Genomic DNA, 24,888 nt, shown 5'->3' on the forward strand with positions numbered 1-24,888 from the left:
CCTTTCTCTATTGAATTTTTGAATTTTTACTCTTATATACCAAATTCCATTTTCAAAGTCAATACGGTTTCGGTTCAATTTTTCATATTCTACTTTTCGCATAATATTCAGCACATCCCACGCAAAAAATTCAGCACTTTTACTAAAAAAGAAAACCACCACTCCCCGGCTCCCGGTTTGTGATGGTTTCCTGCTATATTATTCTGTCCACTTCTTAAATTCTTCATCCGTACATTTCACATAATGTGTCCCGGACACCAGATGATCCGTTCCCTTATTATAATCAATGCCGGAAGTCTTGTAATCGTAGCTCAGTGCCACACGATTTTTTTCCACGACCGGATTCGGTGCAGGTATCGCAGAAAGAAGGCTCTTCGTATATGGGTGGATTGGATTCTCAAAGATTTCCTCCGTTGTTCCGGTCTCTAAGAGATGTCCCAGATGAAGTACCCCGATGCGATCCGAAATATATTTGACCATGGAAAGATCATGTGCGATAAACAGATACGCGGTTCCTGTCTCCTGCTGGATATCCTTCATCAGGTTAACGACCTGTGCCTGAATGGAAACGTCCAGCGCAGAGATACACTCATCTGCAATGATCAGTTTCGGGTTCATGATCAGCGCTCTCGCAATTCCGACACGCTGTCTCTGTCCACCGGAAAACTGATGCGGATAACGGCCCGCATGTTCCGGCGCAAGTCCAACTTTTGCCAGGATGTTTTTGATCTTTTCCTCACGCTCTGCGCGTGTCTTGTACATATGATGGATATCTAACCCCTCGCCGATGATATCGCGCACCTTTTTTCTTGGATTTAAGGATGCCATCGGGTCCTGGAAGATCATCTGCATCTGCGTGCGCAGTGCCTGGCTGTTTGCCTTATTGATCCTGCCGCTGATGTCCATTCCATTAAAATTGATCTCCCCGGCGGTCGGATCATAAAGTCTTATGATACTTCTTCCGATCGTTGATTTTCCGGAACCGGATTCCCCGACCAGACCATATGTCTCACCCGGATAGATCTGAAAACTTACGTTTTCCACCGCATGCACGGTATAATTATTACTTACCTTAAAATATTGTTTCAAGCCTTTCACGGTAAGAAGAGGCTTACTGTTTTCATTCACCGTCATCGATCTTTGCCTCCTTCTTCATTCGCGCAATACGCTCTTTTAATTCAGGCGGCATCTCTGCCTTCGGTGCCCGCGGATCTAACAGCCAGGTAGCCGCATAATGTGTATCTGTCACCTGAAACATTGGTGGATCTGCCTTGTCGTCGATCTCAAGCGCAAACTGGTTACGCGGTGCAAACGCATCGCCCGGTTTTTCGTTTAACAGGTTTGGCGGCGAACCAGGGATCGTGTAGAGTCTCTCATCCGCAGTGTCAAGATCAGGCATTGCAGAGAGCAGTCCCCAGGTATACGGATGTTTCGGATCATAGAAGATCTCATTGATCATACCTTTCTCAACGATTTTTCCGGCATACATGACATTGACGTAATCTGCCACTTTGGCAACCACGCCGAGGTCATGTGTGATGTAAATAACGGAAATGCCTCTCTCTTTCTGTACCCTGCGGATCAGCTCGATGATTTTTGCCTGAATCGTAACATCCAGTGCAGTCGTCGGCTCATCACAGATCAGAAGATCCGGGTTGCAGGCAAGCGCGATGGCAATGACCACACGCTGTCTCATACCACCGGAGAGCTGGTGCGGATAGTTTTTCATACGTTTTTCCGCATCCTCGATACCAACCTCTTTTAACAGTTCTACTGCCTTATCCCAGGCTTCTTTCTTCGGTGTCTTAAAATGCCAGATCATACCTTCCATGATCTGTTTTCCGATCGTCATGGTCGGATCAAGACTCGTCATCGGATCCTGGAATACCATAGCAATTCTTTTTCCATTGATATGTCGTCTGATCCACTTTTTATCTTTTGTTAAAATGTCTACCGTCTGCGGTGTTCCATCCGCATGATGATAGGAAAATTCTATAGTACCGCCCGTTACTTTCGCATTGGATGCCAAAATACCCATGGCAGCTTTCATTGTTACGGATTTACCGGAGCCGGACTCACCAACGATCGCAACTGTCTCGCCCTTCATCAGGTCAATATTGACTCCACGGATGGCGTGCACGCTTCCTGCAGTCGTCTGAAACGTAATATCCAGGTCCCGTATTTTTAAAATCTGTTCTTTTGTCTCTGACATATACGAATCCCCTTTCTTACATTTCTTTCAGCTTCGGATCTAATGCTTCACGTAAACCATCTGCTACAAGGTTAAAGCTTAACATCAGAAGAGCCATTACAACGATCGGCGGAATGATCTGGTACGGATGTGTGGTAAAACTGTTAAATCCTTCGGAGATCAGTGAACCAAGTGAACACTGCGGCACCGGAATACCAAGACCTACGAAACTTAAGAACGCCTCGGTAAAGATCGCCGTCGGGATGGAGAACATTACCTGTGTAATGATCGGTCCAATGATATTTGGCAGAACTTCTTTAAAGATAATAAAGAAATTTCCTGCTCCAAGTGTCCGTGATGCAAGTACAAATTCCTGCTCTTTTAATTTCAGCATCTCAGCTCTTGCGATACGGCTCATGCCGACCCACTCCGTCAACATCAATGCAAAAATAATGGTAAGCATACCCGGCTGCAGTACCAGTAACAAAAGTGTTACGATTACAAGACGCGGAATACCGTTCGCGACCTCCAGAAACCGCTGCATGAACATATCGACTTTCCCGCCAAAATATCCGGAGATCAGTCCATAGCTCATACCGATCACCATATCGATGATAGCGGCTGCTACGGCGATAATCAGGGAAACGCGTGCACCGGACCAGGTACGTGTCCAGATATCACGTCCGAAGTTATCACTTCCGAACCAGTAGTAAAGATCATCCAGACCTTTTTCTTCATAGTAATTGATCTTTTTGGTTCCGGTCGTTGTCTTCATACCTTCACTACCATCAAAGATACCAAGTTTTTCAAGACCTTTTACCCTTGGCGCAAAGTTTTTCTGTGTCAGTGACTGTTCAGAGTAACTGAAATCATTCATTCCCGGACCAATGATTGCAAATACCGTAATGATAATGATCAGGATCAGACCGATCACTGCACTGATTTTTTTGAAATAGCGGATCAATACGTCTTTCCAGAAACTCTGTGCTGCAAAGTTATCATCTAACGCAAGTTCGCCATCCGTATGTTTAAATTTAAAATCTGCCTCGACCGGTATGTAGCCGGCAGCATCATTTCCCACATTCATGGTATTTTCCTGTGACACCATATCAGTCTCCTTTCTTTGCCAGACGAATTCTCGGGTCAATGATTCCGTAAAGGATATCTACCACAAGCATGATGGCAATGTACATTGCAGAATAAATAAAGCTTAATGCGATAACCACGTTGTAGTCGTTCGACTGAATGGCATTTACCAGAAGACTTCCGACACCCGGTATTGCAAATATTTTTTCAACAACCAGAGAACCGGTCATCAGATCGACGATCAGCGGTGCAAGCACAGTGATGATCGGGATCAGTGCATTTCGCAGCGCATGTTTAAAAATCAGCGCTGAACCCGAAATTCCTTTACTCTCCGCAAGCAGCATATAATCGCTGCCGAGTACTTCAAGCATTTCACTTCGCGTAAAACGGGCGATCGACGCCATCGTAAACATAGAAAGTGAGATACTGGGCAGCACGCTTGATCCGAAAATATCGCTCTCCGAAAACAGCATCGGGAACCATCCTAATTTAAATCCGAAGTTATAGCTGAGTGCCAGCGCAAACACATACGACGGTACCGACACACCGATAACCGAAATGATCGTCGCTAACGAATCCCATATCGTGTCATGTTTTAATGCCGCGAGAAGTCCAAGTAAAAGCCCGACCACGGCGCCGATCAACACCGCATATCCTCCGATACTGATGGAGATCGGAAGCCTTGTCTTTATCAACTGGGAGATTGGTGTATTCTTTGAGATATTGTAACTTACGCCAAGGTCTCCTTTTAACATATTGCCTACATATTTCACAAACTGTACCGGCAATGGCTGATCCAGTCCATATTTCGTATACAGTGCTGCTCTCTGGTCTGCATTTAACTTCTCATCGTTGAATGGAGAACCCGGCATCAGCTGCATCAAAATAAACAGAACGAGCAAAATTGCAAGCAGCGTAAACAGAGACGTTACGATTCTCTTAAGTGCATATTTTTTCACGTTCTAATCCTCCTTTAGTTTTGCGGAGCAAAATGCGACTGCCTTTGCAGGAGCAGAGGATTTTCCTCCTTTAGTTTTCCGAAGGAAAATGCCTGCTATGCATGCTATGCTCAATAGCTTGCATAGCATGTGCCTCTTGCAGGAGCAGAGGATTTTCCTCCTTGTTTTTCCGTTCACGACATAGGAAATTCCTGCCTCATTTCCTATAGCGTCAACAATATGATGAAATTGCCGCACCAAAGTTTTGCACTTTAGTGCGGCTATATTCATTTTCCTGTAAAACAGGATTTCTACTGTCTAAATTTCTTTATTCAGTCTTTACAGCATCTTTGTATACACGGTTGATAGCTACCGGATGATACTCAACGCCTGTTACTTTAGAAGAAAGCATCTCTGCGTTGCACTGTGTGTAAAGCGGATAAATAACTGCCTCATCCATAACGATCTTCTCAGCATCGTAAAGTCTTGCCCAGCGTCCCTCTGCATCTGTGCAAAGATCACCGGTTGTACACTCATCAATGATTGCATCGTAATCTGCGTTGCTCCACAGACCGTAGTTGTTAGAGTTATCTGTTACCCACATTCCAAGATATGTCATTGGATCTGCGTAGTCCGGTCCCCAACGTGTTAAACCTAACTGGAAGTTACCGTTCTGCATGTCTTCCACACGCTGTTTCTTCGGCTCAACAACCAGATTTACGGTCAGTCCAGGAAGAGTTGTCTCCCATTGCTCTTTTAATACCTGCGCTACTTTCTGAGGTGCGTCATCTGCATCTACTACCATGTCTAAAGTGATCTCAGATTCTCCAAGTTCCTCTAAACCTTTTGCCCAGTAATCTGCTGCTTTTTCTGTATCATATACACACACATCAGAGAATTTCGTCTGATCTTCGGAGAAGTCAGATCCGTCAGGACCTGCTGCAAACTGCATCGGAACTGCTGTGTATGTAGAAGCGGAACCATCTTTTAATACATCTGCTGTGATGGAATCACGGTCGATTGCCATTGTCATTGCAAGACGTATATTTAAGTTTGCGAGTTCAGGAACAGAATTCATATTCGGGCTGACATACCATAAGTAGCCTGCACCAACAGTTGTGAATTCAGGATCGTCTTTTACCTGGTCAACCTGCTCACCGTTTACTAATGTTGTATCAAGTGCACCTGTCTGGTAGCTCATTAATGCCTGCTGTGAATCCTGGATTACCTGATAACTTAATCCGGAAAGTTTTACTCTGTCGGTATCATAGTAGTCTGCATTTTTTGTTAAATGGAATGCAGTTGCTGCCGGCTGATAAGAATCCAGCACAAATGCACCGTTTGATAATACTGTCTCAGGACTTGTTGCAAATGTATCTCCACAGGAAGTAAAGAACTCCTCATTTACCGGATAGAAAGTCGGGAAATACATCAGAGAAGTGAAATAGCTGACTGGTGCATTCAGTTCGACCTGAAGTGTATTGTCGTCTACTGCTGTCACACCAAGTTCACTCTTGTCTTTCTCACCTGCGATGATCTCTGCTGCATTTTTAATCTGACCGATATCGCTTAACATATATGCATACTCAGATGCGACATCCGGATCAACAGCTCTCTGCCATCCGAATACGAAATCTGCTGCGGTAACCGGTGTGCCGTTGCTCCATTTTGCATCGGTACGAAGATGGAATGTATAAGTTAAACCATCGTCTGATAAATCATAGCTTTCTGCGATTGCCGGAACTGCCTGTCCGTCTGCATCCATCTGCATCAGACCGTCGGTATAATCAGCGATTACCTCAAAGGATGTTCCGTCGGTAGCCTGCTGCGGATCGAGTGACTCGACCGGAGTTTCAAGCATAACATTCATGTCTGATGCGCTTGCTGCGGCATCTGTTCCTGCAGCATCACCTGCTGCACTGCCTGTCTCTGTGCCTGCGGTTGTTCCCTGTGTTGCAGAAGAACTGTTCCCGCCACAGCCTGCAAGACCAAGCATCATTGTTCCGGCCATCAAAATAGCCAAAACTGCTTTGGTTTTTTTCATAATAGTAATCCTCCTTGTTTTGCGGAGCAAAATGTCTGCTATGCCTGCATAGCATGTGCCTCTTGCAGGAGCAGAGGATTTTCCTCCTTGTTTTGCGGAGCAAAAATCCGAGTCCTCTGACGAGGAGAGGATTTTCCTCCTTAATAAAAATGCGCAAAGATGGCTCTTTTCCTCTGCGCCCCTTTACGCTGATAACACTTTAGCACATCACATTACAAAATGCAAGTATTATGTTATACATTTTGTACTTTCGTACTATTTTTCCGTTAATATAATGGGTGAATAGCTTTTATTTTCCCTCACTCAAACAATCATGATTTTAAAATTTTTTGCCACCTTAATCCTATGATGTTGAGCTCAAATAGTGCAGTTTGTCAATCAAAAATCTTGCATGTACTATTGTCATCCTATAAAGATTCGGGTGTCAAAAGGTGGTTTTCAATTTTGGGTCTGTCAAATTGCACAAAACCGAACTTGTTTTGTTCCGTTGTCCGAAAATAAGAAAAACTAAGTATGCCTGAATTAGTTTTTCACAGAGTGACGTAAACGGCATTCAACGAGCCTTCCATGGCTCGTGAAGCCTTGTTCTGCCGTCCGTGGCAGAACATTACTGTAAATAGACAGGCATACTAAGATTTTCTAATTTTCTCCCAAAGTCACAAAAACAGTCTCGGCTTTGTGCAATTTGACAATCGCTAAGTTATGAACCACCTTTTGACACCCTAATCCTATAAAGAAAAAAAGCCCTCCAGCCATTAGATTTTTCATCTAACTTCCGGAGGGCAGTTCTCAAACTGGAGTTTTGTAACTAAAAACAACAAATCCATTCCAAAAATACAGTCTATTTTACTTTGTAAGATCTTTGATGACCTCTCCTGCAAGAATCAGTCCCGCCACAGACGGCACAAACGCAATACTTCCAGGGATATCACGGCGCTCGGTGCATTTGTGGACGGTTCCCGGAGGGCAGACGCAATGTGACCGGCAGCTGATACTCATATCCTCGATCGGTCTTGTCGGCTGCTCTTTGGAATATACGACCTTTAATTTTTTGACCCCGCGTTTTTTTAACTCACGGCGCATGACACGCGCGAGCGGGCAGACTGACGTCTTGTAAATGTCAGCCACCTCAAACTGGGTCGGGTCTAATTTATTGCCAGCTCCCATGCAGCTTATGACAGGCACATTGCACTCTTTTGCGCGCATGATGATCTCTAATTTTGCAGTGACCGTATCTACTGCATCCACGACATAATCATACTCAGAAAAATCAAACTCATGCGCATTTTCCGGCAGATAAAAACATTTTCTCGCTTCCACTTTTGCATCCGGATTGATTTCTAAGATACGCTCCGTCATCACATCAACTTTATATTTTCCAACCGTTTTTCTGGTCGCAATGATCTGACGGTTGATATTCGTCAGACATACCTTGTCATCATCCACGATCACAAAAGAACCGACTCCGCTCCTGGCAAGCGCCTCAACCACATAACCGCCGACTCCGCCGATTCCAAAAACTGCAACTTTTGCATTTGCAAGCCGTTCCATATTATCTGAACCCAGCAGTAACTGGGTTCTTGAAAACTGATTCAACATATCCTGTGCTTTTCTCCTGTTATTTCCTTATCTCTTAGTTCCTATTATCATTTGTGCAAAATTATTTTTTCCATATCGCGAAGTTCATTCCTGCCTCTTGTACAAAATTACTTTTTCCATATCGGGAAGTGCATTCTTGCGTCTTGTACAAAATTATTTTTTCTCTATATCAAGTGTCTCATTCATACTTCCCATACGGTATCCGCCAAGGTCAAGCGTCACATAGGAAAATCCAAGCTGTTTCAGGTAAGAATAAATCTTTTCCCTGTTTTCCCCTTCTACCAGTTTTGCGATCTCATCCGGCAGCACCTCGATACGCGCAATATCCCCATGGATCCTTACGCGCACCTGATGAAAGCCCATATCCAGCAAAAGCTGCTCCGCCTTATCCACCATGCCGAGTTTTTCTTCGGAAATTGTCTCCCCATAGACAAACCGGGAGGAAAGGCATGCAAATGACTGCTTGTCCCAGGTGGGCAGTCCCATCTCTTTGGAAAGTGTACGGATCTCTTCTTTGTTCAACAGAGCCTCCCTGAGCGGACTTTTGATACCAAGCTCTGCAACTGCGACCAGTCCCGGTCGATAGTCACCATTATCATCCATGTTAGATCCCTCAGCCACGGCATTGATATGATATTCTTTTGCAATTTCCAGTATTTTCTCAAACAATTCATGTTTGCAGAGATAGCAACGGTTCTTCGGATTCTGACGAAATCCCTCGATATCAAGTTCTTCCGACTTGCATACAATGTGCCTGATTCCCTGCTCCTTGCAAAACTGCTTTGCCTCCTCTAACTCCCTTTTCGGGAAAGAACAGGAGGATGCCGTAACTGCGATCACATGATCCGCACCAAGTGTTTTCTTTGCCGCTGCAAGCAGAAATGTCGAATCCACGCCGCTGGAAAAAGCGACTGCAACACTGCCCAGTGACTTTAAATATTCCTGTAAATTTTTATATTTTTCCTGTACTGACTGCATAATAATCCTTTATTTCATATAATTTAATCTATTCTTACCACTGTATAATCGCCCATGGCATGACTGACATAAAAGATCACATATACTTTTCCGTCGTGCACATAAGACTCTCCCATCGTCTCATCGGCTCCGTAATCGTCCACACCTCCGTCAAAATGGGTAAGACTTGCCGCAAGTGCTTCCTCCGTCGGTTCCATCCAGATGAAATTAAATTCCAAAATATCTTTCATCGTAATTTCAGTAGTCGGATTTCCTTCCGGATCCAGCACGGTATAGCCCTGTGCAGTATCTGTATTGTCTTTTCCGGCAAATAAAATTTTAGCCGTCTCATCCGGATCTGCAAAATCAGAAAATGTCATTTTTTCTCCGGTCTTCATGTTAATATTAACGGAAGTAAGTGCTGCAGAAGGATGCGCTGATCCTTCATAATCATAATAACTCTGACAGGTCAGAGAAAGCATATCCTTTGTCTGTTCCTGCACGGTATATGTGAGCACCACGGAATCATTTGCACCAGGGTTCATCTCCTCCGTATCTCCCGTCATTTCCCCGGCAGCTTCTTTTGCCATATTTTCAAAGTAAGTATTCCATTCTTCCTGTTTTTCGGTATCACTCCAGCCTGTAATCTTCGGATAAGAAATATCAATCAGATCCGTCTTTTTGTAGCTTACCATCTCTATCTGATAATCAGACTGTGCGTCCTGCCCTGCCTCTGTTGTGGCAGCGGCTTCTGTTTCGTCCTGTTCTGAATCCTCCGAAACCTGTGAGGTTTCTGGCTCCGTTTCATTCTGTACTGTAGTCTCACTGGTTTTCTGCTGATCCATAGAGCCTGCCGCACCAGTGTTTTTATTTTCACCACAGCCTGCTGCAAACGTGAGTGACAGTGATAATACCGTAATTAATATAAGATTTCTTCTTCTCATATAGATCCCCTTTTCTGCGCAGTTTTTTGCGCATATCAAGTTTGTGCGCCAGCACAAATCCGGTGTGTGAAAAATCTTATTTTTCGCACTGAATTCCTTTTTTTTTATAGATAAATTAGTCTGCCAGCATCTACTGCTCCAAAAACTTCACAATATCTTCCGGTTTTTCTGCAAAATTTGTCGCCCCGTGTTCCATCAGGAACTCCTTATCACGGAATCCCCAAAGCACTGAGATGCACGGCAGTCCTGAATTTTTTGCCGTCATGACATCCACATCCGAATCACCGATGTAGACTGCCGTATCCGCCGGTTTTCCAAGTTCTGCAAGCGCCGTGTGCACCATATCCGGCGCTGGTTTTCTCGCCACACCTTCGCGCTCCTCCCCGATCGCAGCCTGCACAATGCCTTCGAAATAAATCTCGTTTAACTCTTTGACTGCAAAATCAATCTTATTCGAAACGATTGCAAGCGCATAACCTTTTTCCTTTAATTTGCGGAGCACCGGAACAACACCATCGTAAGCTCTCGTTTTGTCATTGCAGTGTTCTCCATAATACTTTTTAAAAACAGCAAATGTTTCTTCGAATTTCGGATTGTCAAATCCGCCCGGAACGGAAAGCTCCATCAGACGACGCACACCGTTTCCAACAAATGCACGCACTTCCCCGATCGTGCGCTCTGGCATCTGCATCGTTCGCAGCGCATAGTTTGTGGCATCTGCCAGATCCTCTAACGTATTTAATAAAGTTCCATCCAGGTCAAATACGACTGTTTCATATTTTTTCATAATAATCCTCATTTCTGCTTGTGATAAATCTTTTGATCCACACATATTTCCTTTTTCTAATTGACACTCACGTTTCCCGCAAGCACCTGTTTGTAATCTTCGTAATTCTTTGCAAGGAGCGCCGGTGTATCCAGTCCATACGGACATTTGCTCTTGCATTTATTGCAGTGCAGGCAGTTTTCGATCTTTTTCATTTTCGCCTGAACCTCCGGTGTGAGCTGCAGTGCAGACGGAGAGCGGCGCAGCAAAAGCGACATACGCGCACAGTTGTTGATCTCAATGCCCGCCGGACACGGCATGCAATAACCGCAGCCGCGGCAGAAATCGCCTGCCAGTTCTTTTCGGTCATTCTCGATCAGTGCACGGATCTCATCCGTCATTGTTGGCGGATTATCAATATATGAAATAAATTCATCCAGCTCTTTTTCCCGCTGCACACCCCAGATCGGCAGTACATTTTCATACTGCGCCTCAAATGCATAGGCTGCCGCAGAGTTCGTGATCAAACCGCCGGACAATGCCTTCATTGCGATAAATCCCATGTCTGCCTTTTTACATTTTTCCACCAGTGCAATATCCTTATCCGTTGCCAGATAGCAGAACGGAAACTGCAGTGTCTCATACAGCCCGGATTCGATTGCCTCCTCGGCAACCGCAAGCCTGTGGTTCGTGATACCGATATGACGGATCTTCCCCTGCGCCTTTGCCTCAAGCATCGCCTCATAAAGTCCTGTTCCATCTCCCGGTTTCGGGCAGAAAGAAGGATTGTGGAACTGATAGATATCAATGTAATCCGTCCTTAAATTATGTAAGGAAATCCCAAGCTGTTCCCAGAATTCGTCCGCATTTTTTGCCGCCGTTTTGGTCGCAATGTAGACTTTTTCACGCATTCCGTCGAATGCCTCGCCTAATTTTTCCTCACTGTCCGTGTAAAACCGCGCCGTATCAAAAAACGTAATGCCCGCTTCATACGCTTTTCTCGCCAGTTTTACCGCATCCTCCGTGCTGACTCTCTGGATCGGCAGTGCGCCAAATCCATTCTTATTTACTTTGATCCCTGTACTTCCTAAAACTACCGCTTCCATAACTCTTATCGTTTTCCTCCTTAAATCAATCGTGTTTTAACCACTATTTACGCCCAACATCATCTATGCAGCAGAATGCACACCCACGAACATTCTATTGTTTTAAATAAGGGAAAAATAACCCGCTCTTATTCCGCTTATCAAACATATTATTATACTGCAGTATCTCATAATTTTTCAGCCATTTTGCATCCTCGCCGGCCGCATCTTCCACATGTAAAAATTTTCCCTGCGATTTGGAATAAAATCCTCTCGAATTGACCGCCGGAATTTCTTCCATCATGTCGGCTAAAAACTGATTGTATGCCGGAAGCGCAATGCCCGCGCGCTCCAACGCCAATGTTGACAGATAATTAAGGCTTGTCAGTTCCACACTTTCTTTGCCGCTGTCATAATTCGTCCAGATAAAAAACGGTACAGTGTAAAGATTCTCAAGTTCAGACAGCGTCAGTCCGCCCAATCCTTTTCCATTCAGATACGGATAAAAACTGGATGATAAACTCGGCTGATGATCCCCGAAAAAGACGATCTCAACCGGATCATCCACTTTTTCAAAATAGGAGATCAAATACTCTAATGCCGAATCACTCTCGTGGATCAATGACAGGTACTGGTTCACGTCCGGATAATTGATGCCAAGCATACGCGCTTTTTCATCAAAATTGTCATATTTCTCCGTATAACCGCCATGATTCTGCATGGAAATACTCATAATGAATAAATCCTCGTTGGATTTCTTACTCTCATAACGGTCGACGATCTTCTCATACAGTTCCTGATCTGTAATATAATCACGCAATATCTTCGTCTGGTCAAAATCATCGATAAAATGCGTTTCATCAAATCCCATATTCGGATATACGATATTGCGGCTCCATCCGGTATCATAATAAGGATGCATTGCCACACAGGTGTAACCGATATTTTTCAGATTTGACACCAGAGAAGTCGGTGTATCCGTGATATACTGCTGATAGACAACCGAACCGCTCGGCAGAAATGCCATGGAATTTCCCGTCAAAAATTCCCACTCGGAGTTTGGTGTTTTGGCGCCAAACACGGAAGAGAGCGCATGCCCCTTGATCGTATTTTCCTCCAGTGAATCGTAAAACGGTGTCAGATCGATATTGGTTGAAAAATTCCCCACCACACTAAGGTCCGCATAGGATTCACTCATAACCACAATAATGGTCGGCTTCTTCTCCGTTTCTCCGGTGGCTGTATCCGTCTCTTTGCTGTACTGATCCTCAAGTTCCTTGACTGCCTCTTTCGAATACCCATCCGGTTGCGCAATAAAGCAGTCGCGGATACTTAACACAAAGTTTAAGATATAGCCGTTTCTGTAACTTCCTTTTTGTTCCCATGTCTCCGTCACAACACCCTGCGTATGCTTTCCAATGTATGCACAGCACAGCACGGCAAGTGAAATGCACACGATCGACATCGGAATCCTTTTCTGAAAGGAAACATGTAATTTTCGGATAAACGCAATGTACAGCGTGGAAAGGAGTATTACATACCCTGCCCTTTCATCCAGGACAAATTCATAATTTCCCGCCACAGAAAGCCCGGTCTGGATGGACTTTAAATCACTGAAAATAAACTCATTTCCACGAAACAGATATACAAAATAGTTGATCCCGGCAAGGGACAACAGCACAATATGCGAAATCAGACAGGTCAGTCCTGTATTGCTTGTAAATACCTGAACAGCCAGAAAAACTACCAGACAGCACAATACATTTAACAGCATTTTATTGTCGGATATTTTTGCTCTCAGTTCCGTATCCAGTAACAGATACTGGATATGATACGCCGTAAAAATGCCGCCTGTCCCAAGCATGATCGCACTCCACAGCCATGAAAGCTTTTCGTTTAATTCAATCTTTAAACTTTTAATTCCAAAATAAAGTACTCCAAATCCAAACAGTACCCATACCGGAAACCTTATCACTGCAAACAGCACTGCTGCAAAGACCACTGCCACAGCAAGTCGGATCAGATTCTCTTTTTCAAAATATAACTTTATCTTCATGATTTCCTCATATTTCCATCTCTCATAGTCTCTTTTTCAACAAAGTTATTCTATCATTACATACAGATTTGTCAATTTTGTGAAGATTAAACTTTTCTTAGTTTTTTTCTTTTTCATTTACGGAATATAGTTTTATATACATAAAATCCCCCTTAAGCAGTTTGGAAACATTTACCCTGTCTGCTTAAGGGGGATCATACATATCTTTGTGCGTTTCCTATTGATTGGCCAGCCTTTATTTTGTCTGTTTTTTAAAGAAATCATCGATCGCTGCATGCAGTTTCTGCGCATCCATGCTTTTTAACAGGTAACCATTCGGCTTTAACGACATCACGTCCATAACCGTCTGTGCATCGTTTTTTCCGGTAAGAAAAATGATCGGAATGTTCTGAAATTCCGTATCTTCACGAATCATCTGCATAAACTGTTTGCCATCCACGATTGGCATTTCATAATCTAACAAGATCAGATCCGGTATATTTAAGGCAAGATATTTGATCGCCATCTCGCTGGAATTGACAGGAATTACCTGATATTTATCTTCCAGCAGTGTTTTAATATTCCGGAGGATCACTCCCGAATCATCCACCGCTAAAATAGTTCTTTTTTTCATTTTATAATATTCATCCATCTGCCTTTTGATGTTTTCCACCATCTCCACCACATTGATCGGTCTTATAAAAATATCGGTAAACATCTGTTTTGGAAGTGTTTCCCAGAGTTTCTCAAGCTCTTCCACATTTCCCATGACAAACACAGGCGTTTTATGCTTGATTGCATGATCTACGATCACTTTAACCCCAACCGCCTTTAATCCCGCAATAACCCTGTCATGGTATCTGTCAATTCCATAATCTCTTCCATCGATACATCCGCCACATAAACACGCAGCTGATCCATGGATTCCCTGATGCATTCCGGAACCTGATATTCTTCAAGTTGTTCCATGATCTGATCCACTCCATCAAGGTCAAACTGTTCTATGCACTGGTGTATCTGCTGTAATGCAGTGATCCACTCCCCGTCCGAAAACTCTTTTTTTGCATCCTCTTCCTTCTCTGCATAGGGGCGCAATATATTTTTTAAATCACGGTACATGGTAAGCACATCCGGTGTTTTTTCCTCTAACACCTCTGTCTTACCCTGTTTTCCATAATCCTCAAGTTCCTTTGCTGCCTCCGACAACGGTACTGCACCAATCAGAAGTGCAGAACTTTTTAACGCATGTACTTCAATCACATAATCACTGATCAGCCCCTCTTTCAGGCACTGTTCGATCTTATTTGCCTTACTGTCGATCGTACGGTAAAATATCCGGATCGTTTTCATAAGTGCAGCTTTCGAACCACAGTGATTTACCCCCTCCTCGAATGAAAATCCCATCTGTGGATCTTCCGGCTGTATCTCACGGTCAGAGAGATCATCTGCAAGAAGCTTCTTTGCCTCCTCCTTCGGGACATCACGCACAAGATCTTTTGGCAGCCACAGTTTCAGCTGGTTACAGATCCGTGCAAAATCAATCGGTTTTGCAACGAAACCATTCATTCCTGCATTCAGGAATTCCTTTCTGGCATCTACCATTGCATTCGCAGTGAGTGCAATGATCGGAAGCTTCTGATACTTGTCCTCCGGCAGTGCACGAATAGCTTTTGCAGCTTCTATTCCATCCATAACCGGCATCATGTGATCCATCAGCACCAGATCATACTGGCTGCCCCTGACCATTTTTACTGCCTGCAGTCCATTTTCTGCCGTATCAATCTGCATCCGGAGAGGTTTTAGCAGTTCTTTTGCCACCACAAGATTCAATTCGTTATCATCCACAAGTAAAATGTGTGCCTCCGGGGCAATAAACAGACATTCCGCTTCTTTTTCCGTCACATTATCTTTCTGTCCATTATAATTTACCGCAGAAACAGGTGTCGGATCAATGATTGTCTGTTCTATCGTAAAGAAAAACCTGCTTCCCTTTCCGTATTCACTTTCTACTTCGATAACCCCTCCCATCATATTGACTAAATTCTGGGAAATTGTCAAGCCCAGTCCGGTTCCTTCCACATAACGGTTTCTGTCCATCTCCACGCGCTGAAACGCATCGAACAGAATTTTCTGATCTTCCTTGCGGATTCCGATCCCGGTATCTGCCACCTCATAATAAAGCATTACTTTATCCGTATTTTTCTGTCTGACATGCACGGAAAAGCGGACGCTGCCTTTCTCTGTATATTTAATGGCGTTATTCACCAGGTTTATGATGACCTGACGGATACGCCCCATATCCCCCTTTCAGCTTACATGGAATATCCTGATCAATATCATAGATCAGTTCCAGACCGGAATGTCCGATCCTGTTTTCCATACTGATCCTCAGATCATGAAACAGTGAACATGTATCATACGGTTCATCAAACAGCTGCATTTTACCGGCTTCCATCTTTGAACAATCCAGCACATCATTGATGATTGTAAGAAGCACACGCCCGGAACTCTGGATATTCAGCAGATATTCCTGCTCCTTCGGTGAATGCCGGGAACGCAGTAAAATCTCTGTAATTCCCACAATAGAGTTCATCGGCGTACGTATCTCATGTGACATATTCGAAACGAAGTTGGTTTTGGCACGGTTGGCATCTTCCGTCTGTAATACAAGACGCTTCATCAGATGGTTCTGCTCTATGATCTTTGTCACATCAACAATCGTCATCATATATCCCTGTATCAGTTCATTGTCCTTTAATACCGTTTCTTCCACCTGATAATGCCGATCTTTCCAGTCAAAAAAATCCTGACTGCCCTGAATAAATGCATATATCTTATCATCCGTGCTATATCCCTGTTCCTTATTTATAGAAGTAATAATTTTATCCGCCATCGAATTTAAAAAAAGGAAACGGTGATCCGCATCTGTTACAATGACAGCTTCTTTCAGATTATCAATAATATAATTTTTTGCATTTTTGACAGGATCAAACAAGCCGTATTTTACAACGGCAATGCTCATAAAGATACAGGACAACAGAATTCCAAGAGGTGTTGGATCATCTCCTTTTAGAATTTTTAAAATGCGAAGAGACAACAGAAGCATTGGTGAAAGCATCGCTGCGATCATAAGAAAATGGATTTTTCCTTTATTGGGCATACTTCTCTGAGAGCAGTAGGAAGAGATGATGATGCCGATCGTGGTCATGATTTCTGCCAGTAAGAAAGCCATATAGACATAGTACATTGGTGCTGGAGAGATTTCCAGCGTATATCCGTTCAGGTTTGCCTTCGAAGGAGCCAGCCAGTAATCTTTATAGTATAGATGATGATAATCAACGGTTGCGATCATAACATAAAATCCCATGTTTAACACAAGAAGCAGATGGATCACCCACTGTGGAATTTTTATATTTTTCCAGCGTATCATAAACATGAGGGCACAGAAATTACCATTATACCATGTCCTGGTGGGTTTGATAAATGTTTTTTCGTAAATTTTAGTTGACTTTAATTTTCAACATCTGCTGCCAAAGCCGCCCGCACTCTCCTTTTTTCAAATCTGGCTTCTTTTCAAACATACATGATGGATTCCTTTTACGAAACTCATTTGATTTTCCTCCTTATCTTCCCTGATACCCACAGCCTTCTCTTCCCGGCATATCTTCACTTTTCACATAGCGGGCATTGAACTCCATATTGATCTCGCGCAGTTCTTTCTTCCCGTCGATATAATCCTGATACATCTCCACGAGTCTGGACATGCAGCCATCACAGGTTGCATCAATATTTCCTAATGATTCCGCCACGATCTTCTCGCGTTCTTCCTTTGTTGTCTCTGAAATTAAATAACCCATTGCATTTCTCCTTTTCACTCATGCCGCTTTTCATTATACCATCTGTCATCTCAAATATCTCAATAACTTTATCCGCCATCTCACATCCTTTTTCCGTGAGTGCAGTATCAGCTTTGCCAGGTAAAGCTCACTCCGGAGATTCCATTGATCATACATTCATTTTATACCAAGAGCCCGACTTTTTCGAAGCCGGGCTCTTAAATTTCTTCACATAAATGCTGTGTCATAACCGATGACATTCTATTTAGAGTATCATGAAAAATCTCAGACTTATGCAGATCATTTTTTCAATACAAATGAAGCTTTATTACCTGTCAAACTGTCTTTTCCGATAAATATTTCAAATTCTCCTGCTTCGCTCGCATAGATTCCATCCTCTGTCAAAAAACGCAGTTCCTGTTCTGTTATGGTAAAGACTACCTTTTTTTCCTCTCCAGGCAAAAGCGTAACCTTCTTAAAATCTTTCAATTCTTTGACCGGACGCACTACAGAAGCCGCAATATCATGGATATAAAGCTGCAGGGTTTCTGTTCCCGTGCAGTTTCCTGTATTTTTTACAGTCACCTCCGCTTCAATCTGTCCCGATGTATCCATCCATGTCCGATCTAAATGAATATCTGATACCTCAAATGTTGTGTAACTCAGGCCATATCCAAATGGATACAATGGCTCATTTGGAATATCCAGATATTTCGAGCGGAATCTGTCTTTATCTTTGCCTTCTATATGTGGGCGTCCTGTTGAATATTCATTATAATGTACCGGTACCTGTCCTACACAATATGGAAAGCTCATAGGCAGTTTTCCACTTGGATTATACTTTCCAAATAAAGTGTCCACAATTGCCCGCGCCCCTTCCGTTCCAGGCAGCCACACCTGAAGGATAGATTTTGCCTTTTTGTTTATTTCACGTATGTCTAACGGACGTCCTGAAAATAAAACCACTACAATATTTTGATTGACTTCCGCAATTCTATCAAGCAATGCTTCCTGTACCTCAGGGATTCTGATATTTGCGTTACTGGTTGCTTCACCCGACTGTAAACGGTCTTCTCCTATTGCAAGTACTACGATATCTGCCTCTTCTGCTGCCTGTACCGCCTCTTGCAGCATATGTTCCTCCTGCTCCTTAGTATAGGATTGCTGCTGTTGTTCTCCAAATCCTTCCAGACATACATCCGCCCCTAACATTGGTGATCCCTGGCAAAATGTACTGTTTTCTGAAACGTACTGTTCCTGTACTGCCTCATGCAGCGTCATAACATCCTTGGCATCTGCGATAAATGACCAGGCTCCAAGCAGGTTTCTGCTATCTACATACGGACCAATAAAAGCGATCCTTTTTTGTTGATCTAAAGGCAGGATATGTTCCTCGTTTTTCAACAAAACAAAAGATTTCTTTGCTGCTTCCCTCGCCAGATTCCGGTGCTCCTCACATAAAATGTATTCCTTTTCTTTTTTCTGATCTGCATCTTTATATGGATTCTCAAAGAGTCCCAGATTATTTTTAAGCCGCAGAATACGAAGACATGCCTCATCTATAAGCTCTTCTCTTATTTTTCCATCCCTGACCATCTGACACAGATTTTCACTGTAAATTCCTGTCATCATGTCAATATCTACGCCTGCTTCCACTGCACGCACTGCTGCTTCTTCTCTGTCTGCACAATATCCGTGATAAATGGTCTCCTCGATGGCTGCCCAGTCTGATATAAGTACACCATCGAACTTCATCTGCTCTCTTAAAATGTCCCGCATCAACTTTTTATTTCCGGTTGCCGGGATTCCGTTAACTGTATTAAAAGATGTCATAACAAGAGCTGCACCTGCATCTATTCCCGCCTGATACGATGGCAGATAGAACTCTCTGAATGTATGTTCGGAAAGTTCTACCGTATTATAATCTCTCCCTGCTGTCGGTGCACCATATCCTGCAAAATGTTTGACACATGCTGCGATTGCATAATTATCTTTTAAGCTGTTTCCCTGAAATCCACGCACCATTGCTGCACAGAATAGACTGTTCAGGTAAGGATCTTCTCCCGTTGATTCCATGACACGTCCCCACCTTGCATCTCTTACCAGATCTGTCATAGGTGCAAATGTCACATGAAGACCGCTGACCGAAGCCTCCTTTGCTGCCACAGATGCACACTGTTCTGACAATTCCGGTTCAAAGGAAGCTCCCTGCGCAAGCGGAATTGGAAACACTGTCTTATAACCATTTATGACATCTAACATAAACAGTAATGGAATATGGTGCGGATGCTTTTCCATATAGTTTTTTTGTATACTTTTCAGGGTTTCAGCGCCCATGGATCCGATGACTGATCCTGCAAGATTTACATTGTCTTCTGTAAATCCCTTATCCTCCATAGGACCTGTGACAACGATCTCCCCATTAAAAAATCCTCCTGTCACCTGGCTCATCTGATTTACTTTTTCTTCCAGTGACATATCCCGCAAGAGTTCTATTAATTTCTGTTCTGTCATATGCGTACTCCCTCTCCAAATTTTCTTCTATATTCCAGCGGCGTCAAGCCTGTATTTTCCTTAAACATTTTTGTAAAATAGGAAAAATTACTATATCCAATATGTAATGAAACTGTATTGATTGGAAGACTGCTGCCACATAAAAGTTTTTTTGCTTCGTCTACCCTTTTCTGCAATATATAATTGCTTATAGATACTCCCTTTTCTTTTTTGAACATCCGAGACATATAGTCTGTATTCAAATAGACTAACTCTGCCAGTTCATCTCTGTGTATCTCTTCCCTGAAATGACTGTCAATATAGGTACATATCTGATCTGCAACAGAGTCTTCTTTTGTAATATATAATTTATATCCAACCGCTTTCCGTATCAGATTTTCTACATACTCCATCATTTCGTTAAATCCATTTACAGCGCCAAGCATGTAATTCTCACTCTCTTTATCTGAAAAAAGTGCATTGGCATAAATCCCCATCTCTGACAGCCATACATACACCATCTGTGTAACGTCCGTCCTTAATGACAGCAAAAACTGCCGCGTGATCATCTCATTCTTCCTGACTGTCTCCAGATAACTGCGTATGCTTGCTATGACTGCTTCCACTTCCTCCCCTGCCAAAAGGGTTTTCCATGTATCCAGCTCCGCATTTTTATAGACTGTTCCACTTGGTTGGAACTCATACAGATATATAACCTCGTTCCATACCGACAGACTGCTTTCGCGCATCTTCCGCAAATCGTCAGCCTGTGCAGTCACTTCAGAAAATCCACTCCAATTTCCCGCTCCACACCAAAAATAGGAATGTACATGATCTGTCATCCATTGCACAAAATGATTGAGCAGATCTTTTTCCCTTATTTTTTCTCCTTCTTCCGGCATTTTATCCGTTGACAGAACCACCCAGTATCGACATTCATTTTCACAAAATACAGTGTCCACTCTGGCATAAAAGGAATGAAATAACTCCGTCAACACATTTTGCATAATAAATTCGATGGTGGAAGGTTCCCACTTTTGTGTCTCTTCCGCTTTATGATCCATATAAAAGCAGATCAGTTTAAAATATATCAATCCATCCTGATACAGATCCATCCTTTTTGCGGATTCGCAGAACTGGTTTCGTGTCATGTTACCGCTCAACAAATTTCTCCAGATATCCTTTTGCAGGATTGTCCGGTCTTTTTCCCACTGTTCACTCGCTTCTGTAAGTTTTTCTATCTGTTTTTCCTGAAGCACTGCCTGTTCTGCTTTTTTTAATGCTTCTTCCAGTTTTTCAAAATCAATTGGTTTTAGCAGATATTCAACGCTTTCCAGCTGTATCGCACGTCTTGCATAGTCAAATTCCGCATAACTGGTCAGAAAAATAACCTGTATCCTGAAATTCTGCTCCCTCACCCATTGCACCAGATCAAATCCTGTTGCAGCAGGCATCACAATATCACTGATAATAATGTCCATTTTAACAGCTGTTATAATTTCCTGCGCCTGTTTCATTGTAAATGCTGTATAAATCTCAGTAATACCTGTCCGCTCCCAGCAGATATTTTTCTTTATACTTTCAATCACATAACGTTCATCATCCACCAGCAATAATTTCATTCCTGTGTATCGCTCCTTCCGATTTTATATGGAACATGAATATCCACAACGGCACCACCTAATGGACTATTGCTGAAATGGATCTCTCCCTGATCCCCATAATAATACTGAAACCGCCTCATACAGTTCCAAATACCGATATGTTTTCCATTGTCAGAAATGTTTTGTCCATTTTGTAGTTTACATAATATTTCGTCCGGAAATCCCTTTCCCGTATCCGAGATAAAAATATTAACGTATTTTTCATCGTCCCTGTCCTCAGGATATACCGTAACTGAGATCAGCATTTTTTCATCTGCCATCAATGCCTGTTTTGCAGCATTTTCAACATAAACCTGTATTAAGAATGGAAATATCTCCGCATCTGCCACTTCATCATGAACTTCAATATAATAGGTAAACTTATCCGGATACCTCAGCAGCAGGATTTTTAAATAATCTTCACAATGCTTTGATTCCGCTAAAACCGGAACTCTGTCCGTTGTATTCCGAAAAATATATGAAAGATAATCCGAAGTGATTTTTGTCATTGCCCTTGCGTGTTCATAATCGCCAAAGTCGATCATGCTGTAAATAAAGTTCAGGCAATTCAAATAAAAATGCGGCCGGATCTGCATTTTCAGATAATCCATCTCAATTTTCTGTTTCTCTAATTCCCGTTCATATAGCGTGATCTTCAATTTGCGGATCTGATGGATCATTGTACGGAATTTTCCATCAATCTGCTCTAATTCAAGCAGATTTCCTTCCGTCATATTCAGCATATATCCACCCTCATCATATTGCTGAAGGTTTTGTGTGAACACTTTAAGCGGTTTCATAATATTGGAATACACATGAAATAGCGATATCCCACTCATAATAAGAATCATAAAGATCAATACTGTCATTCCGAGCAGACTTCCCGCCATCAGGCTTAAGACACCGCCTAAAGAAATCCCGATCCTGATCTCAAAGGGTGCTCTGGATAATCCCTGACGGATCGTATAAGTATTTTTGGTATTCATACTTTGCGGCTCTGATATGATTCCGCTCTGGTCTAACATACCTATACAGACCTCATCCAGGATCGTTCACAATGCTTTGATTCCGCTAAAACCGGAACTCTGTCCGTTGTATTCCGAAAAATATATGAAAGATAATCCGAAGTGATTTTGTCATTGCCCTTGCGTGTTCATAATCGCAAAGTCGATCATGCTGTAAATAAAGTTCAGGCAATTCAAATAAAATGCGCCGGATCTGCATTTTCAGATAATCCATCTCAATTTTCTGTTTCTCTAATTCCCGTTCATATAGCGTGATCTTCAATTTGCGGATCTGATGGATCATTGTACGGAATTTTCCATCAATCTGCTCTAATTCAAGCAGATTTCCTTCGTCATATTAGCATATATCCACCCTCATCATATTGCTGAAGGTTTGTGTGAACACTTTAAGCGGTTTCATAATATTGGAATACACATGAAATAGCGATATCCCACTCATAATAAGAATCATAAAGATCAATACTGTCATTCCGAGCAGACTTCCCGCCATCAGGCTTAAGACACCGCCTAAAGAATCCCGATCCTGATCTCAAAGGGTGCTCTGGATAATCCCTGACGGATCGTATAAGTATTTTTGGTATTCATACTTTGCGGCTCTGATATGATTCCGCTCTGGTCTAACATACCTATACAGACCTCATCCTGATCGACAAGGCTTACATATCCATGCTTTCCCAACGAAAGCTTTGAGAATGGTTCTAAGATACTTTTTACATTTACAATGCATCCTAAGGCAATTCCATTTTTTTGTGCAATTTTGCAGATATATACCTCATCATCACACTCCAAAACATCCCACTTCCGCTTCACTGCATATGCCTTTTCATCTAATTTGTCTATCTGCTCACGGATAGACGCTGCAATCTCGGGTGACATTGTGTAATTTCCATCAGAAGACAGGGAAAGCTGATATAATTTATCCGTATCATGTGTGTATAAAAAAATCCTGTATTCCGTTCCATATTCCCATGCTGAAGAAAAATATTCTTCTCTGAGTTTTCCGATCGCATACTCCGAATAATCCCCATTCTTCATCAGATTTACATTTCCCCAGAACGTGGAATTTGTCTCATTGGTATCCATGATCGCAGAAAAAAGATTCCGGCTGATCCTCAAAAAACGATTGTCAAGCTCCTGCGCATACAACTGTGCCATCTGGCTCATCTGTTCGTAAATCTGCCCACTTGTTTTGTTTAAAACATAAGTGCATCCTCCCAGAATAATTACCAGAATGACTGTCATTAAAATTAATATTTGCTTACTCTGTTGTGCTAAAGATTTCTTTTTTCGTCTTTTTAAATTCATCTTTTTTCCAAACGCCATGATATTCCTTTAACCTTTTACTGCCCCTAGCGTAATACCCTCTGCGAAATATTTCTGTAAAAACGGATAAATGATAAATAATGGAAGCATTGCTATAAAAGCAATTGCCATCCTTATGGACGTTGTCGGAAGTTTTGCAACTTCTGCCCCTATATTTCCGGCAACCTTACCGCTTGCAAGATACTGGATATCAGTGATCATCTGATTCAAAAGATTCTGGATACTATATAATTTCTGTCCCTGATTTCCTGATAAATAGTATAAACCATTTGTCCAGTCGTTCCAATATGCCAGTGCCGAAAATAATCCCATGGTTACAAGGATAGGTTTACCAAGTGGAAACGTAATTTGAAAAAAGATTTTTGTATGTCCTGCGCCATCAATTTTTGCCGCTTCATACAATGCTTCCGGAATACTTGTCATAAAATAGCTCCGTATCATCAGCACATTGTTCGCACTCAGCAACAAATTAGGAATTATCAGTGCCCATATTGTATTTTTTATATGAAAATAATTTACATACATCAGATATGTAGGTACTAAACCGCCATTAAATAACATTGTAAAAAATACAAAAAAAGTAATCTGCCTTCTATAAGGCAATGTCTTCACAGACAGCGGATATGCCAGTAATGCTGAAAACATCAGATTAAAAAAGGTACCTACTACCGTAATAAGAATTGTAACGCCATACGCACGGAGTATTTTCTCTCCCTGTCTGATAATATACTGATATGCATAAAAGCTTATTTTTTCCGGGAAAAAGGAATATCCATTCCGGATCAACACTGTTTCATCCGTGATGGATGAAATAAATACCAGCAAAAATGGTAAAATAATAGTCAATGTCATCACGATCAGTATCAGATTGATCCAAAACTGGTATCTCTTTGTTTTTTTTGAATTTGTCATAATGGACTCTC

At 42.4% G+C, this 24,888-nt stretch carries 21 protein-coding genes; all 21 read right to left on the minus strand.

Annotation, left to right across the window (positions count from 1 at the left end; all coding sequences use genetic code 11):
• Nucleotides 1–198: 198 nt before the first annotated feature.
• The 21 genes from RIL182_RS19055 to RIL182_RS19155 all read right to left on the minus strand — a co-directional run bounded on the left by RIL182_RS19055 (nt 199) and on the right by RIL182_RS19155 (nt 24,877).
• A complete protein-coding gene (locus RIL182_RS19055; RefSeq protein WP_006857400.1) occupies nt 199–1,134 on the minus strand; it encodes an ABC transporter ATP-binding protein in 936 nt (311 codons plus the stop codon).
• Complete coding sequence (locus tag RIL182_RS19060) at nt 1,121–2,212, minus strand: ABC transporter ATP-binding protein (protein ID WP_006857401.1); 1,092 nt, start codon at nt 2,210–2,212, stop codon at nt 1,121–1,123. The genes RIL182_RS19055 and RIL182_RS19060 overlap by 14 nt, the downstream gene beginning before the upstream one ends.
• Before the next feature lie 16 nt (nt 2,213–2,228).
• A complete protein-coding gene (locus tag RIL182_RS19065; RefSeq protein ID WP_006857402.1) occupies nt 2,229–3,299 on the minus strand; it encodes an ABC transporter permease in 1,071 nt (356 codons plus the stop codon).
• Between the two features lies 1 nt (nt 3,300).
• Nucleotides 3,301–4,236, minus strand: coding sequence for an ABC transporter permease (locus tag RIL182_RS19070; RefSeq protein WP_006857403.1), 936 nt, complete (start codon nt 4,234–4,236; stop codon nt 3,301–3,303).
• 307 nt (nt 4,237–4,543) lie between these two features.
• On the minus strand, nt 4,544–6,259 hold the full coding sequence (locus RIL182_RS19075) for a peptide ABC transporter substrate-binding protein (protein WP_006857405.1): 1,716 nt from the start codon (nt 6,257–6,259) through the stop codon (nt 4,544–4,546).
• A gap of 846 nt (nt 6,260–7,105) precedes the next feature.
• Nucleotides 7,106–7,858 (minus strand): tRNA threonylcarbamoyladenosine dehydratase, encoded by a 753-nt coding sequence (locus RIL182_RS19080; RefSeq protein WP_006857407.1) that lies wholly within the window; start codon nt 7,856–7,858, stop codon nt 7,106–7,108.
• Between the two features lie 153 nt (nt 7,859–8,011).
• The gene (gene larE, locus RIL182_RS19085) at nt 8,012–8,836 is read right to left on the minus strand and encodes an ATP-dependent sacrificial sulfur transferase LarE (protein ID WP_006857408.1); all 825 of its coding nucleotides are present in this window, start codon (nt 8,834–8,836) and stop codon (nt 8,012–8,014) included.
• 23 nt (nt 8,837–8,859) lie between these two features.
• Nucleotides 8,860–9,759, minus strand: a complete 900-nt coding sequence (locus tag RIL182_RS19090; RefSeq protein ID WP_006857453.1) for a PdaC/SigV domain-containing protein — start codon at nt 9,757–9,759, stop codon at nt 8,860–8,862.
• Between the two features lie 130 nt (nt 9,760–9,889).
• On the minus strand, nt 9,890–10,546 hold the full coding sequence (locus RIL182_RS19100) for an HAD family hydrolase (RefSeq protein WP_172606729.1): 657 nt from the start codon (nt 10,544–10,546) through the stop codon (nt 9,890–9,892).
• Nucleotides 10,547–10,602: 56 nt separating this feature from the next.
• On the minus strand, nt 10,603–11,631 hold the full coding sequence (locus tag RIL182_RS19105; RefSeq protein WP_006857409.1) for an aldo/keto reductase: 1,029 nt from the start codon (nt 11,629–11,631) through the stop codon (nt 10,603–10,605).
• 94 nt (nt 11,632–11,725) lie between these two features.
• Nucleotides 11,726–13,666: an LTA synthase family protein gene (locus RIL182_RS19110; RefSeq protein WP_006857410.1), complete on the minus strand. Its 1,941-nt coding sequence runs from the start codon at nt 13,664–13,666 to the stop codon at nt 11,726–11,728.
• Nucleotides 13,667–13,901: 235 nt separating this feature from the next.
• Complete coding sequence (locus RIL182_RS19115; protein WP_134523452.1) at nt 13,902–14,582, minus strand: response regulator; 681 nt, start codon at nt 14,580–14,582, stop codon at nt 13,902–13,904.
• A complete protein-coding gene (locus RIL182_RS21820; protein ID WP_243128715.1) occupies nt 14,477–15,943 on the minus strand; it encodes a response regulator in 1,467 nt (488 codons plus the stop codon). Before RIL182_RS21820 ends, RIL182_RS19115 begins: the two co-directional genes overlap by 106 nt.
• A complete protein-coding gene (locus RIL182_RS21825; RefSeq protein ID WP_243128716.1) occupies nt 15,903–17,075 on the minus strand; it encodes a histidine kinase dimerization/phospho-acceptor domain-containing protein in 1,173 nt (390 codons plus the stop codon). Before RIL182_RS21825 ends, RIL182_RS21820 begins: the two co-directional genes overlap by 41 nt.
• A 193-nt stretch (nt 17,076–17,268) precedes the next feature.
• A complete protein-coding gene (locus RIL182_RS19125) occupies nt 17,269–17,502 on the minus strand; it encodes a hypothetical protein (RefSeq protein WP_006857413.1) in 234 nt (77 codons plus the stop codon).
• Nucleotides 17,503–17,781: 279 nt separating this feature from the next.
• Entirely contained in the window at nt 17,782–19,995 is a 2,214-nt protein-coding gene (bglX, locus tag RIL182_RS19135) for a beta-glucosidase BglX (protein ID WP_006857414.1), read from the minus strand.
• Complete coding sequence (locus RIL182_RS19140; RefSeq protein WP_006857415.1) at nt 19,992–21,596, minus strand: response regulator transcription factor; 1,605 nt, start codon at nt 21,594–21,596, stop codon at nt 19,992–19,994. The genes bglX and RIL182_RS19140 overlap by 4 nt, the downstream gene beginning before the upstream one ends.
• Nucleotides 21,593–22,642 carry a sensor histidine kinase gene (locus tag RIL182_RS19145; RefSeq protein ID WP_134523454.1) on the minus strand — a complete coding sequence of 350 codons (1,050 nt, stop codon included), beginning with the start codon at nt 22,640–22,642 and terminating at the stop codon, nt 21,593–21,595. The genes RIL182_RS19140 and RIL182_RS19145 overlap by 4 nt, the downstream gene beginning before the upstream one ends.
• A gap of 46 nt (nt 22,643–22,688) precedes the next feature.
• A complete protein-coding gene (locus RIL182_RS21480; protein WP_197730450.1) occupies nt 22,689–22,925 on the minus strand; it encodes a hypothetical protein in 237 nt (78 codons plus the stop codon).
• A gap of 224 nt (nt 22,926–23,149) precedes the next feature.
• Complete coding sequence (locus RIL182_RS21485) at nt 23,150–23,947, minus strand: hypothetical protein (RefSeq protein WP_197730451.1); 798 nt, start codon at nt 23,945–23,947, stop codon at nt 23,150–23,152.
• Nucleotides 23,948–23,974: 27 nt separating this feature from the next.
• Nucleotides 23,975–24,877, minus strand: a complete 903-nt coding sequence (locus tag RIL182_RS19155) for a carbohydrate ABC transporter permease (RefSeq protein WP_006857417.1) — start codon at nt 24,875–24,877, stop codon at nt 23,975–23,977.
• Nucleotides 24,878–24,888: the final 11 nt, after the last annotated feature.

Source organism: Roseburia intestinalis L1-82, assembly GCF_900537995.1.
Classification (GTDB): domain Bacteria; phylum Bacillota; class Clostridia; order Lachnospirales; family Lachnospiraceae; genus Roseburia; species Roseburia intestinalis.

What these genes read in the sequence shown, in the direction of transcription:
- RIL182_RS19080 (WP_006857407.1), bottom strand. Translation starts at nt 7,858, where the DNA reads ATGTTGAATCAGTTTTCAAGAACCCAGTTACTGCTGGGTTCAGATAAT.
- larE (WP_006857408.1), bottom strand. Translation starts at nt 8,836, where the DNA reads ATGCAGTCAGTACAGGAAAAATATAAAAATTTACAGGAATATTTAAAG.
- RIL182_RS21820 (WP_243128715.1), bottom strand. Translation starts at nt 15,943, where the DNA reads ATGGGGCGTATCCGTCAGGTCATCATAAACCTGGTGAATAACGCCATT.
- RIL182_RS19055 (WP_006857400.1), bottom strand. Translation starts at nt 1,134, where the DNA reads ATGACGGTGAATGAAAACAGTAAGCCTCTTCTTACCGTGAAAGGCTTG.
- RIL182_RS21480 (WP_197730450.1), bottom strand. Translation starts at nt 22,925, where the DNA reads ATGATCCATCAGATCCGCAAATTGAAGATCACGCTATATGAACGGGAA.
- RIL182_RS21485 (WP_197730451.1), bottom strand. Translation starts at nt 23,947, where the DNA reads ATGAATTTAAAAAGACGAAAAAAGAAATCTTTAGCACAACAGAGTAAG.
- RIL182_RS19115 (WP_134523452.1), bottom strand. Translation starts at nt 14,582, where the DNA reads ATGCATCAGGGAATCCATGGATCAGCTGCGTGTTTATGTGGCGGATGT.
- RIL182_RS19145 (WP_134523454.1), bottom strand. Translation starts at nt 22,642, where the DNA reads ATGTTAGACCAGAGCGGAATCATATCAGAGCCGCAAAGTATGAATACC.
- RIL182_RS19090 (WP_006857453.1), bottom strand. Translation starts at nt 9,759, where the DNA reads ATGAGAAGAAGAAATCTTATATTAATTACGGTATTATCACTGTCACTC.
- RIL182_RS19140 (WP_006857415.1), bottom strand. Translation starts at nt 21,596, where the DNA reads ATGAAATTATTGCTGGTGGATGATGAACGTTATGTGATTGAAAGTATA.
- RIL182_RS19105 (WP_006857409.1), bottom strand. Translation starts at nt 11,631, where the DNA reads ATGGAAGCGGTAGTTTTAGGAAGTACAGGGATCAAAGTAAATAAGAAT.
- RIL182_RS19125 (WP_006857413.1), bottom strand. Translation starts at nt 17,502, where the DNA reads ATGGGTTATTTAATTTCAGAGACAACAAAGGAAGAACGCGAGAAGATC.
- RIL182_RS19065 (WP_006857402.1), bottom strand. Translation starts at nt 3,299, where the DNA reads ATGGTGTCACAGGAAAATACCATGAATGTGGGAAATGATGCTGCCGGC.
- RIL182_RS21825 (WP_243128716.1), bottom strand. Translation starts at nt 17,075, where the DNA reads ATGATACGCTGGAAAAATATAAAAATTCCACAGTGGGTGATCCATCTG.
- RIL182_RS19100 (WP_172606729.1), bottom strand. Translation starts at nt 10,546, where the DNA reads ATGAAAAAATATGAAACAGTCGTATTTGACCTGGATGGAACTTTATTA.
- RIL182_RS19110 (WP_006857410.1), bottom strand. Translation starts at nt 13,666, where the DNA reads ATGAAGATAAAGTTATATTTTGAAAAAGAGAATCTGATCCGACTTGCT.
- bglX (WP_006857414.1), bottom strand. Translation starts at nt 19,995, where the DNA reads ATGACAGAACAGAAATTAATAGAACTCTTGCGGGATATGTCACTGGAA.
- RIL182_RS19075 (WP_006857405.1), bottom strand. Translation starts at nt 6,259, where the DNA reads ATGAAAAAAACCAAAGCAGTTTTGGCTATTTTGATGGCCGGAACAATG.
- RIL182_RS19060 (WP_006857401.1), bottom strand. Translation starts at nt 2,212, where the DNA reads ATGTCAGAGACAAAAGAACAGATTTTAAAAATACGGGACCTGGATATT.
- RIL182_RS19155 (WP_006857417.1), bottom strand. Translation starts at nt 24,877, where the DNA reads ATGACAAATTCAAAAAAAACAAAGAGATACCAGTTTTGGATCAATCTG.